Origin of the sequence: Pseudomonas gingeri, assembly GCF_013386165.1 — a bacterium.
Classification (GTDB): Bacteria; Pseudomonadota; Gammaproteobacteria; order Pseudomonadales; family Pseudomonadaceae; genus Aquipseudomonas; species Aquipseudomonas gingeri_C.
Map to the genome: position 1 here is coordinate 108,545 of NZ_JACAOS010000011.1, position 16,860 is coordinate 125,404.

At 64.3% G+C, this 16,860-nt stretch carries 10 protein-coding genes; 4 read left to right on the top strand and 6 right to left on the bottom strand.

The window, feature by feature from the left end; all coding sequences use genetic code 11:
• Positions 1 to 133 precede the first annotated feature (133 nt).
• Genes HX866_RS10490 through HX866_RS10500 form a run of 3 tightly spaced genes read right to left on the bottom strand, consistent with a single transcriptional unit; the run spans position 134 to position 2,485 of the window.
• Positions 134 to 628: an OmpA family protein gene (locus tag HX866_RS10490; RefSeq protein ID WP_371318758.1), complete on the bottom strand. Its 495-nt coding sequence runs from the start codon at positions 626 to 628 to the stop codon at positions 134 to 136.
• A 13-nt stretch (positions 629 to 641) separates the two neighbouring features.
• Positions 642 to 1,913 carry a diguanylate cyclase domain-containing protein gene (locus HX866_RS10495; RefSeq protein ID WP_218179149.1) on the bottom strand — a complete coding sequence of 424 codons (1,272 nt, stop codon included), beginning with the start codon at positions 1,911 to 1,913 and terminating at the stop codon, positions 642 to 644.
• Positions 1,910 to 2,485: a YfiR family protein gene (locus tag HX866_RS10500; protein ID WP_177093479.1), complete on the bottom strand. Its 576-nt coding sequence runs from the start codon at positions 2,483 to 2,485 to the stop codon at positions 1,910 to 1,912. The genes HX866_RS10495 and HX866_RS10500 overlap by 4 nt, the downstream gene beginning before the upstream one ends.
• A 331-nt stretch (positions 2,486 to 2,816) precedes the next feature.
• On the opposite strand from HX866_RS10500, the gene HX866_RS10505 reads away from it, so the two are divergent.
• The 4 genes from HX866_RS10505 to HX866_RS34605 all read left to right on the top strand — a co-directional run bounded on the left by HX866_RS10505 (position 2,817) and on the right by HX866_RS34605 (position 7,337).
• The gene (locus tag HX866_RS10505) at positions 2,817 to 3,668 is read left to right on the top strand and encodes a sugar phosphate isomerase/epimerase family protein (RefSeq protein WP_177139446.1); all 852 of its coding nucleotides are present in this window, start codon (positions 2,817 to 2,819) and stop codon (positions 3,666 to 3,668) included.
• A gap of 12 nt (positions 3,669 to 3,680) precedes the next feature.
• Positions 3,681 to 4,739, top strand: coding sequence for an isopenicillin N synthase family dioxygenase (locus tag HX866_RS10510; RefSeq protein WP_177139449.1), 1,059 nt, complete (start codon positions 3,681 to 3,683; stop codon positions 4,737 to 4,739).
• 43 nt (positions 4,740 to 4,782) lie between these two features.
• A complete protein-coding gene (locus HX866_RS10515; RefSeq protein ID WP_177093482.1) occupies positions 4,783 to 5,571 on the top strand; it encodes an ABC transporter substrate-binding protein in 789 nt (262 codons plus the stop codon).
• 212 nt (positions 5,572 to 5,783) lie between these two features.
• Positions 5,784 to 7,337 (top strand): amino acid ABC transporter permease/ATP-binding protein, encoded by a 1,554-nt coding sequence (locus HX866_RS34605; protein ID WP_177139451.1) that lies wholly within the window; start codon positions 5,784 to 5,786, stop codon positions 7,335 to 7,337.
• On the opposite strand, the gene recD is transcribed toward HX866_RS34605, so the two are convergent.
• From recD to recC, 3 genes are read right to left on the bottom strand one after another with little or no spacing between them, the layout of a single operon-like run.
• The gene (gene recD / locus HX866_RS10525; protein WP_177139453.1) at positions 7,300 to 9,396 is read right to left on the bottom strand and encodes an exodeoxyribonuclease V subunit alpha; all 2,097 of its coding nucleotides are present in this window, start codon (positions 9,394 to 9,396) and stop codon (positions 7,300 to 7,302) included. The genes HX866_RS34605 and recD overlap by 38 nt on opposite strands.
• The gene (recB, locus tag HX866_RS10530; RefSeq protein WP_177139455.1) at positions 9,393 to 13,079 is read right to left on the bottom strand and encodes an exodeoxyribonuclease V subunit beta; all 3,687 of its coding nucleotides are present in this window, start codon (positions 13,077 to 13,079) and stop codon (positions 9,393 to 9,395) included. The genes recD and recB overlap by 4 nt, the downstream gene beginning before the upstream one ends.
• On the bottom strand, positions 13,076 to 16,534 hold the full coding sequence (gene recC, locus HX866_RS10535) for an exodeoxyribonuclease V subunit gamma (protein WP_177139457.1): 3,459 nt from the start codon (positions 16,532 to 16,534) through the stop codon (positions 13,076 to 13,078). Before recC ends, recB begins: the two co-directional genes overlap by 4 nt.
• Positions 16,535 to 16,860: the final 326 nt, after the last annotated feature.

Here is a 16,860-nt window from a genome sequence, read left to right on the forward strand (position 1 = left end):
GAGAGGGCCCATCCTTATACCCGCATGCAGGTGCATCGATAAAGGATGGAAGCCAATTATTTCAACCGCTCCCACGCGGTTCGCCACGTCGCCAAAGACCAGGCCCGGGCAGCGCTGACGCGACAGGCGTCGCTCAGTCGGCAATCACCACAATCGACACCCGACGGTTCTCGGTACGCCCCGCCGCCGTGTCGTTGCTGGCCACCGGTTCGCGGCTGCCAAGGCCACGCAACTGGATATTCTCGTGTTTCATGCCGGACTGTTCGAGCACCCTCGCCACGCTGTTGGCCCGGCGCATGGAGAGCTGTTCGTTGTAGGTTTCCTTGCCCGACGCGTCGGTATGCCCGTCCACCCGCACCCGCTCGATCCCCACGCCCAACAGGGCCTTGGCGATGCGCTCGACGATGTCGTGGCTTTCCTTGTTCAACACTTCCAGGTCACTGCCGAACAGCACCTTGCCGGACAGGCCGAAGGCCCAGCCCTCGTCCGTCAGTTCGAAGCCCTGTTGCTTGAGCACGCTGATCTGTGCCGCGCTCAGGCCTTTGGGCGGCGCGGTCTGGCAGCCAGCCAGCGCCAGCAGTGCGCTGAACAGGGCCAGGGTAAAAAAGCGCAAGGTGTGTCGGGTCAAGGTGTGCAAGGGTTCAACTCCTGGTTTGAACAGTGGCGGCGGAGTGCTCCGACTCCGCCGTGTGTTGCCCGCCTCGGGCAAGGCGTTTGGCATGGTACATCGCCGCATCGGCGGCATTCAGCAGGGTACCCGGAGTGGCGCCATGATCGGGATAAACCGCGATGCCGATGCTCAGCGAGGTCAAGACCTGGGCCTCGCCGGGCACCGCAATGGGCGCGTCCATGCTGGCGATGATCTTGTCGGCAATGCGCTCGGCGTCTTCGATCTTGTGCAGCGGCGTGAGCAGTACGGCGAATTCATCACCGCCCAGGCGCGCCACCAGGTCCTCTTCGCGCAGTTGCGCACGCACCCGCGTGGCCACGGCAACCAGCACCGCATCGCCCGCCGCATGGCCGAAGTTGTCGTTGATCTGCTTGAAGCGATCGCTGTCGAGAAACAGCACGCCAACCCGCTCGCCCTGCTTGGCGGCATTGCGCAGGGCACGCATCAGCCGACCTTCGAAGAACGCCCGGTTCGGCAGGCCGGTCAGGCTGTCGTGGCTGGCCTGGTGGGCAAGGGATTCGTTTTCACTCTGCAGATGGGTCTGCCAGGATTCCAGCTCGTCGAGCAGGGCGTTGAAGTCGGTGCCCAGATTGTCCAGTTCGGCAATCTGCGCCGGCGGCACACGCCGGTCGAAGGCCCGCTCGCGGCGCGCGGCGTGGGCCACATCGGCGAGGCTGCGCAACGGCCCGATAATCCCCCGCAACAGGCGCCGCGCCAGGTACAACCCGAGCCACGCCGCCAGGAGGCTGCACACCACGATCCCGAGCAGACCGCTGATCAGGAAACGCAACAAGCTGCCGCCATGGCCGGTCAGACGGACGCTGCCGACCTCGCGATCCTGATGGACAATCGGCAGGCTGATCGGCTGCTCCAGCAGGCCTCGCGCCAGTTGCATCTCCACTTCGGAGAGCAGGCCGGTTTCCGGCCGCTGCCAACGCGCCAGCAACTGACCATGGGCGTCGAAGACTTCGGCATCGGCCACCTCCTCGGTCTCGGCGATCAACGCCAAAGCCTCGGTGGCCGCACTGCTGTCGTTGAACACCACCGCCGCCTCCACGGTGTAGCTGATGGAGCGGGCGATCAGGTGCAGGTTGTGGTCGGCGTAGACCCGCAGGGCCAGCACGCCGAGAAAAGTCAGCGAGACACTGACCAGGCCCACGGCGGCCAGGGCCGCCATCAGGTGCCCACGACCCAGTACCGAACGCAGGCTGGGGCGCGTGCCGGACCTGCTCCAGCCGATCATGGCTGGCTACCCCGGCGGCGCGAAAGCTGCAACACGCTGGGGTGAATGCGCACACCACTGCGGGCAACCGAGTCGAGGTTGACCTCGAACGACACCTGGTTATCCGCGACCCGCAGGCAAAACAGGCTGCCGACGGTGCATTGATCACCGCCTTCACTGATGCTGAGCACCGGGTGACCGTTCAGGGCGGTAAACAGTTGGCTGCGTTCGTCGTTGCTCAGTTTGCCGATATAAACAGCATCACAGGCACTACCAAGGGCCGGGTTGCTTGCCAGCAGGCGCTGGACCAGCACCGGTCGCCCGGTGGCCTGGGTGGTGCCCTTGACCAGGTCGTCGGTGTACTCGGTAGGACCGACAATGCACAGGCGCAGTTGGGGCGGCTCCACCGGCCAGCGTGCATAGCTGAGAATCCCCAATACCACCTGGGTCACCGCCTGGGCGCGCTGATCGGCAGCACCGGTGGGCGCGGCGTCCTGGGCAAAGCCGATGTGCGTCAACAAACAGAGAAGGGTCGACAGGCAGAACTGTCTCCACCCCCAAAATCGCCCTGTCGTCGAGACAGCCACGTTCATGCAGGAATTCTCTTAAAACTATGTGGGAATAATGCCGCAACGATAGCACACCCCTTGGATCGCCAGGACGGATCTCACCGCATCGATAGCCCGCTAATAGTTTATGAATCTCTGAAGTATGGATTTGAGCTTTCCTATTCTTCTCCGTGCCAAGGGCTGCCTAAGATCGACACCATGCTCCTGCCGGGGAATCCCTTCCCCCGCCCTGATGTGAGACCGGTTCCGCAGAGAACCGGCTCGACGAAACTCCTTGATCACTGCCGTCACCGCTCGTCCCGGCCCCGCACCGTGACGCGCATAGCGCCGTTCAAGGCTTCGTTGAGGCTCACCGATGAAACTGGAGATTTTCCGTACCCTTTGGGGTTACACCGCGAGCAAGGCCCAGGCCCTCGAAGAGCTGCTGGCCGCCGGCTTCGACGGTCTTGAGGCGCGCCTACCTTTGCAGGCCGCTGAACGCGCCGAGTTCGCCGCCTTTCTAGGGGCCAACCGCCTGGGCTATATCAGCACCGTCTTCACCGCCTATGACGTGCTCCCCCAGCAGGCCGCCACGCCCGCCGAACACCTGCAGGACCTGGACCGCAAACTGGCCTGGGCCGCCGAGTTGGAGCCACGCTTCGTCAATGTGCTGGCCGGCAACGACCGCTGGCCCCTGGCGCAGCAGGTGGAGTTCTTCGGCCAGGCCATGGCCCTGGCGCAGCGCCATGGTCAGTTCTGCACCTTCGAAACCCACCGCTCGCGCTCTCTGTTCAATCCCTGGCTGACCCTGGAACTGATCCGGCAACTGCCCGACCTGCGTTTCACCAGCGACATCAGCCACTGGATCGTCACCTGCGAACGCCTGCTGGACGATCCCGCCGACGACCTCAGCGCCTTCGTCGAGCGCGTTCACCATATCCAGGCCCGGGTCGGCTACGACCAGGGCCCGCAGGTGCCGCACCCCGGCGCCCCGGAATACGCCCGCGAGCTGGCCTTTCACCAGGCCCACTGGGAAAGCATCTGGCGAGCCCAGCAGGCACGGGGTTACACCAGCACCACGCTGACCCCGGAGTTTGGCGCCGACGGCTACCTGCACCACCTGCCTTTCACCAATGTGCCGGTCGCCGACCTGTGGTCGCTGAACGTCTGGATGGCCCGGACCGAGCGCGAACACTTCCAGCGTTTCAGCCAATCAACCCATCCGTGAGGTGTTTGCGTCATGCCTGAGAACAACCCCAACCATGCGGCCCAAGCCAACTTCAAGAGCATTCCGCAGGTGAACATCGCCGGGCTGTTCAGCGTCGAGCTCGAACACCGCCTGGCAGTGGCCGAACAACTGGGTGCCGCCGCCAGCGAAGTGGGCTTCCTCTACATCACCGGGCACGGCATCGATCCGCAGTTGAGCGACAACCTGCGCCAGGCGGCCAAGGATTATTTCGCCCAGCCGTTCGACACCAAGATGCAGCATTACATCGGCACCTCGGCCTCCCACAAGGGATTCGTCCCGGAAGGCGAAGAGGTGTACGCCAAGGGCAAGCCGGACCACAAGGAAGCCTTCGATATCGGCTTCGAAGTCCCGGCGGACGATCCGCTGGTGCTGGCCGGCACGCCACTGCTGGGGCCGAATGACTGGCCGCCATTGGCCGGGTTCAAGGAAGCGGTGCAGGCCTATTACGCGGCGGTCTTCGCCCTCGGGCGCAAGCTGTTCGGCGGTTTTGCCCTGGCCCTGGGTCTGGAAGAGAACACCTTCGATGCCCTGGTCACCCGACCGCCGTCGAAGCTGCGACTGATCCACTACCCCTTCGACGATGCCGCCCAGGATGCCCCTGGTATCGGCGCCCACACCGACTACGAGTGCTTCACCATCCTGCTGGCGGACAAGCCTGGCCTGGAAGTGATGAACGACCAGGGCCAGTGGATCGACGCGCCGCCGCTGCCCGGGGCCTTTGTGGTGAACATCGGCGACATGCTCGAAGTGATGAGCGCCGGGGCCTTTGTCGCCACGGCCCACCGGGTGCGCACGGTGAGCGAGGAGCGCTATTCCTTCCCGCTGTTCTACGCCTGCGACTTCCACACCCTGATCCAGCCGCTGCCGGGTTTCGCCCAGGCCGGCCAGGACTATGAACAGATCGCCATTGGCGAGCACATGTACGGCCAGGCCTTGCAGACCTACCAGTACCTGCGCAAGCGCGTGGAAAACGGCGAGATCGCCCTGCCGGAGAAAGCCCGCAAGCCGTCGAGTTTCGGTCATTTGAAAAACCAGTCACAGCCGTCCTGAACCCAGCCCTCATACCCCAGACTTCACATCGGAGCCACCGAACATGCACAAGAACACCACTCGCCTGAGCCTGATCGCCGCCAGCCTGCTGTGCAGCAGCGCCGCCTTCGCCGTCACCGCCACTCCTGGCCAATTCAAAGTCGGGATGGAAATCACCTACCCACCGTTCGAGTCCTACGACACCGACAAGAACGTGGTCGGCTCCGATCCGGAGTTGTCCCAGGCCCTGGCCAAGCATCTGGACGTCAAGGCACAGTTCGTCGACATCAAGTTCCCGAGCCTGATCCTCGGCCTCAATGCCGGGCACTACGACGCGATCATTTCCGGCATGTACATCACCCCGGAGCGCCAGACCCAGGCCATGACCATTCCCTACGCCAAGACCGGCGCGGCGATCATGGTGCCGAGCAGCAGCACGCTGAAACCGGGCACGCCGGAGGAGCTCTGCGGGCTGAAGATCGGCCTTGAGCAAGGCACCACCTGGGTCGCGCAATTCCAGAAGCTCTCGACCGATTACTGCGTGCCCAACGGCAAGGGCGCGATCACCGTGAATGAATATCCGTCGGCCCCGGAAGTGACCCAGGCACTGCTGTCGAACAACATCCAGGCGCAAGTGGAAATTGCCGGTGCGGCGAAGTTGATCGCCGAGAAGACCAAAGGCCGGGTGGTGGTGAGCAGTGAGCACCTGATCTATACCCAGACCCTCGGGATTTTTGTGAAGAAGGGCAACGACGCGTTGTACCAGGCGTTGCTCAAGGCGTTCGCGGAAACCAAGAAGAGCGGCGAGTACACGGCGATCCTGAGCAAGTACAGCCTGGAAGCGGCGGAATAAAACCGCTTGGATTCGGAGCAGCCCCACGAACGGTGGGAGCCGGCTTGCTGGCGATGGCGGTCGATAGAACGCCGCAAGGCTCAAGGGCCTCATCGCGAGCAAGCTCGCTCCTACAGGAACCGCGTCGACCGTCGTTGAGTATTAGCCGGCAAGACGGTATCGACAGGGGGTAAGCCTGCCCGTAGCAGCGTCAACGCAATACCGAGGTATCTATGCAATTCGATTGGCCCTATTTCTTTTCGCTGTTCTCGATGCCGGCCTTCTGGCAAGCCTGCGTCACGGTTATCGAGCTCAGCGCCCTGGCCTGGTTTATCGGCATGCTGCTGGGCTTTGTCCTGGCGTCGGCCAAGCTCTCCGTTTCGCCCTGGCTGCGCCTGCCGGCGGCCACCTATATCTGGTTCTTTCGCAGCATCCCGCTGCTGGTGCTGGTGGTGTTCGTCTACAACCTGCCGCAGCTGTTCCCGATCACCGGCAACGTGCTGTCCAACCCGTTCTATTCCGGCCTGTTCGCCCTGGTGGTCACCGAGGCCGCGTATATGGCCGAGATCCATCGCGGTGGCCTGATCTCGGTCGCCAAGGGCCAGAAGGAAGCCGGCCGCGCCCTGGGTATCGGGGTGCTGGGGCTGCAACGGTTGATCGTGATTCCCCAGGCCTTTCGCATCTCCTTACCGACCCTGATCAACGAATACATCACGGTGGTGAAACTGACCTCGCTGATCTCGGTGATCTCCCTCACCGAGTTGCTCACCGTCGGCCAGCGCCTCTACGCGCAGAACTTCCTGGTGATGGAAACCCTCGGCGCGGTGGCGGTGTATTACGTGCTGATCGTCAGTCTGTTCGGCTGGCTGCTGCAGCGCCTGGAGCAGCATCTGGACCTGGGCCAGCGCAAGCCGCAAACCTTCGACGAGGCCACTGTCGCCAAGCTCAGGGCGGCGCAGCCAGCACTGGCCCAAGCCACTCGCGCGCCATCGGTGGCCGGTGCGGCGCCAGCGCTGTACCTGCAGAATATCCACAAGCGTTACGGTGACCATCAGGTGCTCAAGGGCATTGACCTGACGGTGGGCAGCGGCCAGGTGATCTCCATCATCGGCCCGTCCGGCTCGGGCAAGACCTCGTTGATCCGCACCGTCAACGGCCTGGAAAGTATCGACCAGGGCGAGATCGTGCTGTTCGGCGAGAGCTTCATCAGCGCCGCCGATCGCCCCAACAACCCGCAGATTCGCCGGGGTGTACGACGCATCGGCATGGTCTTCCAGAACTTCAACCTGTTCCCCCATCGCTGCATTCTCGACAACATCACCCTGGCGCCGCGTTACCACGGGGCGGCCAGGGAGTTGAGCGAACAGCGTGCGTTGGCCTTGCTGGACAAGGTCGGCCTGCTGGCCCATGCCCGCAAGTACCCGCATCAGTTGTCCGGCGGTCAGCAGCAGCGGGTGGCGATTGCCCGGGCGCTGGCGATGGAGCCGCAGATCATGCTGTTCGACGAACCGACCTCGGCGCTGGACCCGGAGCTGGTGGGGGAAGTGCTGAAGGTGATTCGTGCGTTGGCGGATGAAGGGATGACGATGCTGATCGTCACCCATGAGATGGATTTTGCGATGTCGATTTCCGACCGGGTCGTCTTTATGGAGAACGGCGTGGTGCAACTGGATGCCAGCCCGCAGGCGATCCGCGAAGAACCACGGGGCGAGCGGGTGCGGCGCTTCATGGGAATTGAGGCGGGCGCGGTCAATGCTCCGCGCCCAGTTCCAGCATCAATCCGCTGAGTCGTTTGACCTTGCGCCCCACCGCTTCTTCGAACACCCCGGCGCGGGGTTCGATCAGGCTGAACCAGTCCTTGGCCCGGGTGATACCGGTGTAGATCAACTCCTTGGTCAACACCGGGTTCAGCGCCTGCGGCAGGATCAACGCGGTATGGGCAAACTCCGAGCCCTGGGACTTGTGCACCGTCATGGCGTACACGGTCTCCACATCGTTCAACCGACTGGGCAGGACAAAGCGCACCCCGCCCTGCCCGTCGTTACGCGGAAAGGCCACCCGCAGCACCGGCTGACCGGCCTGCGGCCCGTCGCGTTCCGGCAGCTTCAAGGCGATGCCGATATCGCCGTTCATCAGGCCCAGACCGTAATCGTTGCGGGTCATCAGCACCGGACGGCCTTCGTACCAATGCTGGTCGCTGTCGATCAGTCGATGGGCGAACAGCGCCTCGGTAATCCGCTGGTTCAGACCTTCGACGCCCCAGGCGCCCTTGCGCACGGCACAGAGCAACTGGAATTCGTCGAAAGCCTGGAGCACCGTGCGCGCCCAGTCGGTCCAGCGCGCATCCGCCAGATCAGTGGCCGCGTCCGGACGCCGACTGCGCAGCACCCCCAGATAGTGCCGATAGCCTTTCGGACCGGTGCCCTGGCCGTCCAGCACCAGGCGCTCGAATTTTTTGTCCTGCTCGCCCTTGAGCGACAACGCAAACAAATCCGCATGACTGCCGGCCGCCAGCAGCGCCCGCGCCTCATCCGCCGCCTGGCGATTGACCAGGCGCGCCAACTGGCCGATGCCGCTGCCTTCGCCGAAGCGCCGGGAGTGGCGCAACATCACCACTTGCTGGGCCAGCGGATGGCTGTCGTCGAGGTCTTCCTGCAAACCGCTGTCGCGCAGTTCCTCACCGCTAACCGCTTGCAGCCAGTCACGGGTCCGCGCGCTGTACCAGCCCTCCTCGGCATCCCGGCACAGGTCACCCAATACCGCACCGGCTTCCACCGACGCCAGTTGGTCCTTGTCGCCCAACAGCACCAAACGCGCATGATCAGGCAAGGCATCGAGCAGGTTGGCCATCATTTCCAGGTCGATCATCGACGCTTCATCCACCACCAGCACATCCAGCGGCAGGCGATTACCGGCGTGATGACGGAAGTGTCGCGTCCCCGGCCGGCTGCCGAGCAAGCGGTGCACCGTGGTGACGTCACTGGGGATCTTGCCGCGCACGCCCTCATCGATATCCAGCGAGCGCACCTGTGCACTGATGGACTCGGTCAGCCGCGCGGCGGCCTTGCCGGTGGGCGCGGCCAGACGGATACGCAAGGGGTTTCCCGCCGCCACCGCCGGCGCCTGGAGCAAAGCCAGCAGGCGGACCACGGTGGTGGTCTTGCCCGTACCGGGGCCACCGGTGACGATGCTGAACGCTCCCCGCGTGGCCAGGGCGCAAGCAAGCTTCTGCCAGTCGATGCGCGCACCGGGCTGCGCTGCGCCAAACAGCGCGGTCAAGCGTTGAGCCAGGTCGCCCGGGGTCTCTTCCCGTTCGGCCAGACGCCGGCGCAAGGCCTCGTCGATACGCCGCTCGTAAGCCCAATAACGGCGCAGATACAGGCGTCGTCCGCTGAGCACCAATGGACGCTGTGCGGCCTCGATACCGGACTCATCCGCCAGCGCCACCAACGAACTGGCCTGCAACGTCCGGCACCAGCGCTCGCCGTCCAGGGCCACCAGCAACTGCGACGGCAGCAACAATGCCCCGCCCTGCACATCGCCTTCCGGCGGCAGCGACAGGGCGAAATCCGGTTCCTGCAAGGTGGCGAACAGATCAAGACAGACATGCCCATGTCCCAACTGGTGGCTGGTCAGCGCCGCCGCCAGCAACACCAACGGATCGGCCTCGGGATCAAGCTCATGGAGAAAGGCCACGAAGGCCTTGTCCAGTGCCCGCAACCAACCCCGTTCGACCCAGCGTTCCAAGAGCAACAACAAGTCCGCCGCACGAGTCAGGGGCGTCAGTTCGGCCAGGTTGTCGTCGCTCAGCGCCGTCGACAGGATTTCGGAAAAGGAACGTTTCATAACAGACTCCCCTGTTCCCACACGGGCTCGCCGCGGGGCACCGGTTTACCCTGGAACAGCAGGTCCAGGTGCTCGATCAGTTCGCGGGGCGGCCGAGTAAAAAACACGCCCTGGCTCGGCGCCCGGGTGCCCCGCAGGAACAGGTACAAGGCCCCGCCCATATGCCGGTCGTAGTCGTAGTCCGGCAGTCGCACCTTGAGTTGGCGATGCAGGGCCAGCAGGTAGAGCACGTATTGCAGGTCGTAGCGGTTGTCGAGGATCGACCGGTTCATGGCCTGCTCGGTGTAGGCCGCGTCATCGGCGCCCAGCCAGTTGGATTTGTAGTCCGCCACGTAGTAGCGCCCCTGGTGCTCGAACGTCAGGTCGATAAAACCCTTGAACATGCCATTGAGCGAAACCGGCTCGGCCTTGGCCCGGGCAACGCCGCCATGGGTGTGGCGGCGTACCAGTTCGTCGACCTTGAGCACATCGACGGTATGGCTGGCGAACCAGAACTCCATTTCCACCCGATAGGCCTTGAGGTCCTGGAAGATCACGGGCGGCTGATCGTTGCCCAGGTGCAAAGGGGTTTGCAGCAGATCGCCGAGCCAGTCGCTCAGGGCCGCGATCCAGCCCTTCCAGCCACGCAGGTTGCAACGTGGGGCGACGGCTTTTTCGATCAGCGTGCGGTCGGCGTTGAAGCCTTCGTCACCGGCCCATTCGAGCAGGCCGTGGAGAAAAGTACCGGGGTTCGGACCTCGGGGGAAACGGTGAATATCGCTACCGCTTGGCACCATGTCGCGAGGCATGGCCGGGTCAAGGCGTTCGTCATCGAAGAGCTTCTGTGCCTGGGGACTTTCCGGTGCTTCGTCAGTGTCGGCGCTCTGTGCCTCGCCGATGCGCAAGGCACTGTAGGAGGCGATCCACCAGTACTCACTGGCACTGCGCTTGGGCAAGCGCGGAGCGAGCAGGACGGCTTCGTTGCGCGGTGGCTGGAAGGCTTCGGCGGTGGCCGCCGGCAGCGGCTCACAGGCCAGCGCCGGACACGCCTCTTGCAGGTCCCGCAGCCAACGTTCAAGGCCGGCGGACTCATCCAATAGCGCGCCACCACCGAGCAGATAACCGAGGGCAGACAGGTGCAGCACCGAACGGTTGTGGTTGCCGCGCTTGAGGTCGGCCACTCCCAGCCAGCAGGCATGCCGGGCTCGGGTCAGGGCCACGTAGAGCAGTCGCAGGTCTTCGGCCAGACGCTCGTCATCGGCCTGGACGATCAGCTCGGCGGTGGGCTTCAGGCTGACCTGGGCCTTGCGCTCGGCATCGTGGTAATGCAGCGGCAGGCGGCTGCCATCCACCGGTTTGACCGAGCAGATAAACGGCAGGAACACCAAGGGGTATTCCAGGCCTTTGGACTTGTGGATGGTCACCACCTTGACCAGTTGCTCGTCGCTTTCCAGACGCAGGATCTGTTCTTCACCCGCCTGGCCGGAGGACGCCAGATGCTCGCCGAGATGACGGATCAGCGCCTGTTCGCCGTCGAGTTCAGCGGCGGCCTGTTGCAGCAGTTCGGACAGATGCAGCAAGTTGGTCAGCACCCGCTCGCCGTCGCTGCGGGCCATCAACGCCTGGGGTAAATGGAAGTCATGGATCAGCCGCCGGAGCATCGGCAACACGCCTTGTTTGCGCCAGATCTCGCGGTATTTACGGAACTGCATGACCCGCTGTTCCCAAGCCAGCTCGTCCTGGTTGAGACGCTCCAGTTCGGCCAGCGAAAGATTCAGGGTGATACAGGCCAGGGCCGCCCGTAGCGGGCGCTCGACATCCGGTTCCGCGCAGGCCTTGAGCCAGGCCAGCAGGTCATGGGCCTCTTGAGCGGCGAACACCGAATCCTTGTCGGAGAGATAGACGCTGCGTACACCACGGCTCGCCAACTCGCCACGGACCGCCTGGGCCTCCTTGCCGTCACGGACCAGGATCGCGATATCGGAGGGCAGCACACCCTTGAGCACGCCGTCGCGAACGAAGCCGATGCGCTGCTGTTGCCCGCCATTGAGCAATTCGACAATACGACTGGCGCACGCTGCGGCCAACTGTTGGCGATAGACCGCGCCAGACACCGGTTGCTCGGACACCAGTTGCCAGAGGTTGAGCGCCGCCACGGGCTGGCCGTCAATCTGCAGGACTTCCTTGCGCCCTTGGGCCGCCACCGGCTGAAACGGCACCGGGTTGTCGCCGCCCTCACGAAACAGGAACGCACCCCGGCCCTGCTCGCGCTGCTCGGCGCGCTCGAAGACGTGGTTGACCGCCGTGACCATCGCCTGGCTGGAACGGAAGTTGGTGCCCAGGGTATGCAGCCGTCCCTCGGTGGCCTGGCGCGCCCGCAGGTAGGTATAGATATCGGCGCCACGGAAGGCGTAGATCGCCTGCTTCGGATCGCCGATCAGGAACAGGCCGCACTCGGGGCTGTTGTCCTCGATGCGGTAGATACTCTCGAAAATCCGGTACTGCACCGGGTCGGTGTCCTGGAATTCGTCGATCAGGGCCACCGGGAATTGCTCGCGGATCAGGCTCGCCAGGCGCTCGCCGCCGTCAGCCTGGAGTGCTGCGTCGAGACGCAGGAGCATATCGTCGAAGCCCATCTCGGCACGCCGGCGCTTCTCTTCCTCGAAACGCGCACCGACCCAGCGGGCCGCGTGTTCGAGCACCGCGGCGTCCGGGGTCGGCAAGGCGTCGAGGCTGGCCTTCAAGCCGGCCATGGCGTCGAGGCCCGGGTGGCTCGGCGGCTCGCCCTTCCAGGCTTCGGCCAGGCCCGCAGCGGTCAGGCGGCTGAAGCCGGTGCCGATATCCAGTTGCTCCAGGGTCTCGTCCTCGGCCCAGGCGCTGAGTTTCTCGAACCAGGGTTCGAAGTAGCGCGCCTGCATCTTGCGTCCATCGACCGTCTTGTTCGCCACGCCTTGCAGGCAGATATCCCGCAGCTCGACGGCCCATTGCCGCCAGGGCGCCTTGAGCTGCACCAGGGCCTGGCGACGTTCCTGGATACAGGCCTCGATCAGTTCAGCCGGTTCTTGCAGGTTGTCGTGATGCCGTTCGCTGCCGAACAGGGCCCGGACCCGGGGCAACAATGCCGCCGGGCCGCCCCAGTTTGCCCGGACCCAGTTCAGTGCATCGCCGTGCATCTTGTAGCAGAACAGCCGCCAGTAATCGCGCAGCACTTCGCCGAGCAGTTCGCTGTGGTCGGTCTCCAGGGTCTGGGTAAACAGGCTGCCACTGTCGAAGGCGTGTTCACGCAGCATGCGCTGGCACCAGCCGTGGATCGTCGATACGGCCGCTTCGTCCATCCACTGGGCGGCGATATCCAGGCGGTTGGCGCACACCGGCCAGTGTTCGGCCGGGTACTCGTCGCGCAACTGGCCGATCAACGCATCGGTGGCGGGTATTTCGTCGCGAAAGAACCGCGCGGCCTCGGCCAGGCGGGTACGGATCCGGTCACGCAGCTCCTGGGTGGCCGCGTCGGTGAAGGTCACCACGAGGATTTGCGGCGGCAGTAATTCGCGGCCGAACCCAGAGTCCTCGCCACCATGGCCGAGGACCAGGCGCAGGTAGAGCGCCGAGATGGTGAAGGTCTTGCCGGTACCGGCACTGGCTTCGATCAATTGGCTGCCGCGCAGCGGGAAGGCCAGCGCCAGTGGAGTCGGGTTGTCGGTCATGGGCGCGCCTCCTCGGCGGCGAGTGAACGCCAGGGCGCTTCAAGCAACGGGCGATAGAGCGCATCGCACCAGCCTTCGAATTCCTCGCTGGCGATCAACGCGTTGTAGTCGGCGAACTGGCGGGCCAGGGCCGCACTTTCGCGGCGCTCGCCTTCGCTGTTCACGCCGTCGCCGTCGTAGGCCTTGCGCGCCGCGTCCTGCGCCTTGAGCGGGTCGGATTGCGAGAGCCAGGCAAAGGCCGTTTTCACCGCCACCGGCAACGGACGGCACATCCCCGACTGCCAGGCCAGCAGCAGATTGCCAAGGATCTCGGCGGCACGTGGCGGTTCGAATGGCGGCAGCAGCAGGGTGTCGTCGCTGGCCACCAGCGCCGTGGTCATCGGCAGTTCACAGACACAGGCGACCAGGTGGTCGACCCAGGGCCGGGTGAGGCGATGCCATTTGCGCGTCTTGATCGAGCCAATGCTGTTGGGGATGGTCGTCACCGCGAGCAGGCCGCCATCACTGCGCTGATGCAGGCCGCCCAGCCAGCCCTCCACGCGGGTGGTGCCGGTGTCGAAGGCGACGGGCACGGCGCTGGTCAGCGGAGTCGGCCAGAGGCTGAGCAGTTGTTGATAACGTTGCAGCAAGTCCGGCAGCGGTTCGATCAGTTCGTGCTGCAGCAATTCGCCGAAGCCGGCCATGGGCAGCAGGCCACTGGCTTGCAAGCGTTGGGCCTGGTGTTGCAGGGCCTGGTCCGGGTTGTCTGCCTGGAGCAGTGCCGCTTGCAGCAGGCTGTCACTGAGACTGTAGCGTTGCAGGGCGTCGAGCACGAAGGGTTCTTCATCGGCCAGGGGTGCCTGGGCCGCTTCGAAGAAGACCTTCAGGCGCTGGCTAAAAAAGTGCCGTACGGGGTTGCGCAGGAAGTCCTGGAGTTGGGCCAGGGTCAGCGGTTCGTCTTGTTGGTAAGCGGGCAACGCACGGGTTGTTGCGTCCGGCTGCCGGGTCTCGTGCAGTTGCTGCCACTCGCGGGCATAGCTGAACAGATCAGCATGGCTGTCATGGAAATAACGGGCGCTGAAGGGTTGCAGCGGATGCGCCTGGGTCAGGGCTCCGAGCAGTTGCTCACCGTCGCCCTCCGAGAGTCGCCAGCCAGCGGCGAGATGGTCGCGCAGCTGGCCGATCAGGACCGAGGCCGGACGCTCGCTGTTGTCGCGAATGCTGTGACCGACCCAGCTGATATAGAGCTGATGCCGAGCCGAAAGCAGGGCTTCGAGCAACAGGTAGCGGTCGTCTTCACGCCGTGAGCGGTCACCGGGACGATAGTCGCTGCCCATCAGGTCGAAGTCCAACGGTGGCTGGGCACGGGGGTAGTCGCCGTCGTTCATGCCCAACAGGCAGACCAGCTTGAACGGGATGGCGCGCATCGGCATCAAGGTGCAGAAGTTCACCGCACCGGCCAGGAAACGCTGGGACAGACGGCCCTGGTCGAGGCCGGCCAACCAGGCTTCGCGCACCACGGTCAGTGGCAGGAGTTCTTGCAGGTTGACCGCTTCGCAGGTCTCGAGCCAGTCGGCGCGCAGTTGCTCCAACTGGATCAGCAGGTAGTCGTCGTGCTCGGTGCTGGCGAGAAAAAACAGCTGGATCAAGGCGTGCAGGCGCTCACCCCATTGCTGGGGAAGTGCCGGCTCGGAGAGTTCCTGATGGGCAATTTCCAGGGCGTCGAGCAGGGCCACCAACGGGCCGATCAGGGCGGCGTCGAGACCGCCGATTTCGTCGTAGGGTTCGATGCCTTCGCAGGCCTCGCCACTACCAACGGCGTAACCCAAGAGCATGCGCCGCAGGCCGAACTGCCAGCTGTTCTGCTCCAGGGCATCGGGCAGGCCGAGTCCGGCGCGTTGTTCAGCGTTCATGCCCCAGCGCACCCCGGCACCTTCGATCCAGCGGTGCAAGGTCGGCAGGTCACGCTCTTGCACATTGAAGCGGGCGCGCAGGGCGGGGACGTCCAGCAAGTCGAGGATCTCGCTGACCGGGAAGCGGCTGTCCGGCAGTTTGAGCAGGTGCTCGACGGCAATCAGCAACGGGTCGCGGCCACGCTGGCCCTGGTCGGCCAGGGTGAAGGGAACGAAACGTGGATCGTTGCGCTCGAGTTGGCCGAACACCGCACGGATATGCGGGGCGTAGCTGTCGATATCCGGGACCATGACGATGATGTCGCGGGGGCGCAGGTCCGGCTCGGCACTGAAGCGTTCGAGCAACTGATCGTGGAGGATTTCCACTTCACGCTGAGCGCTGTGGGCGATATGGAAGCGGATCGAACCGTCGGTTGCCAGGTCGATGGCCGGCCAGTGCTCACGGGTTTCGTTGAGCGGGCGCAGCTCGAGGATATCGTCCTGCAATTGATTGAGCAGGGTCGTCGGCGTGCTGTCGCTGAACAGGTCGATACGGCCGTCGCGGAAGGCCGCACGGTAGCTGGCGGGATCGTCGTAACTGTCCAGCAGATTGATGTAGTCACGGCCCTGTTTACCCCAGGCGGCCAGCAGTGGATGCGCATGCTGGTGCAAGGTTTGCGGATCGAGGGCCAGGGGCATCCCGGCTTTGCGGGTCTGGCGTTTGTATTGGTTACGCAGCAGGTCCTTGTCGGCAACGATATCGGACCAGTGATGACGACAAGGGTTGTGCACGCAGAGCAGCACCTGGCTGAAACGGGCCAGTCCGGCGAGGGCTTCAAGGGCCTGGGCCGGCAACGAGGAAATGCCGAACACGATGACTCGCGCAGGCAAGCCCGGCGGTGCGCTTTCCAGCTGGTTGATTCGCTCGATAAAGCGCTGGTGCACGCCGGCGCGGCTCTGGGCCATGCCGGTTGCGCCGACATCCAGCAGCAACGCACGCCATAACTCGGCCTGCCAGCAATTGGCTGGCGGCAGCGGCTTGATTTCGCCCCGGCCGCTGCGCAGTTGATGGCGGCCGGCCGACCAGTCTTCCAGCCAGTCGGCGCGGTAGACCTGGTATTGGTCGAACAGGTCGGCGAGGCGCTCGGCCAGTTGGTAGCGCTTGCGCAGATCGGTGTCGTGGGTAAGGAAGCGTTGCAGGGGCTCGAAGTGCGGCTGGTCGATGAGTTCCGGCAACAGGCGCATCAGGCGCCAGGTCAGCGGGCCTTTGTCGAGCAGGGAGCGGGCCGGGATTTCGTCGCGGCCGAGGACCATCCGATAGAGCTGCCACATGAAGCTGCCGGGCAGTTGCACATCGATGGCGGCGGCGATGCCGCAGCCGCCCTGGTCGTCACCTTCCGGATCTTCGGCCAGGGCGAGCTTCAGCCACTGGGCGATGCCGTTGCTCTGCACCAGGGCGATTTCGTTCTCCAGGGGCGCCAGGGGATAACGTCGCATCACGTTGATCACCAGGCTGCGAAGTTCCTCGGGGCTGTTGCTCTGCACCACCATGAAGGCGGGGTTGAGTGACGTCGCGTCCGGCATGCCGACTTCCTTGGAGAATTCAAAACGAAGGCAGGACTTTAACACCTCCGGCGTGGCCAATCCCCTTTGCCGGGTGATCCCAAACCTTGCGGTGCACACGCCGACTTGTAGGAGCGAGCTTGCTCGCGATGGGGCCCTTGAACCTTGCAGTGCTCTCCCTGCCGCTATCGCGAGCAAGCTCGCTCCTACATGGGACCGTGCGGCTCGGTAGTTTTTCGCCACAAAAACAAAACCCCAATCGCTTTCGCAATTGGGGTTTCGGAATTTAATCTTGACGATGACCTACTCTCACATGGGGAAACCCCACACTACCATCGGCGATGCAT

What these genes read in the sequence shown, in the direction of transcription:
- HX866_RS10495 (WP_218179149.1), bottom strand. Translation starts at nt 1,913, where the DNA reads ATGATCGGCTGGAGCAGGTCCGGCACGCGCCCCAGCCTGCGTTCGGTA.
- HX866_RS10500 (WP_177093479.1), bottom strand. Translation starts at nt 2,485, where the DNA reads ATGAACGTGGCTGTCTCGACGACAGGGCGATTTTGGGGGTGGAGACAG.
- HX866_RS10505 (WP_177139446.1), top strand. Translation starts at nt 2,817, where the DNA reads ATGAAACTGGAGATTTTCCGTACCCTTTGGGGTTACACCGCGAGCAAG.
- HX866_RS10510 (WP_177139449.1), top strand. Translation starts at nt 3,681, where the DNA reads ATGCCTGAGAACAACCCCAACCATGCGGCCCAAGCCAACTTCAAGAGC.
- HX866_RS10515 (WP_177093482.1), top strand. Translation starts at nt 4,783, where the DNA reads ATGCACAAGAACACCACTCGCCTGAGCCTGATCGCCGCCAGCCTGCTG.
- HX866_RS34605 (WP_177139451.1), top strand. Translation starts at nt 5,784, where the DNA reads ATGCAATTCGATTGGCCCTATTTCTTTTCGCTGTTCTCGATGCCGGCC.
- recD (WP_177139453.1), bottom strand. Translation starts at nt 9,396, where the DNA reads ATGAAACGTTCCTTTTCCGAAATCCTGTCGACGGCGCTGAGCGACGAC.
- recB (WP_177139455.1), bottom strand. Translation starts at nt 13,079, where the DNA reads ATGACCGACAACCCGACTCCACTGGCGCTGGCCTTCCCGCTGCGCGGC.
- recC (WP_177139457.1), bottom strand. Translation starts at nt 16,534, where the DNA reads ATGCCGGACGCGACGTCACTCAACCCCGCCTTCATGGTGGTGCAGAGC.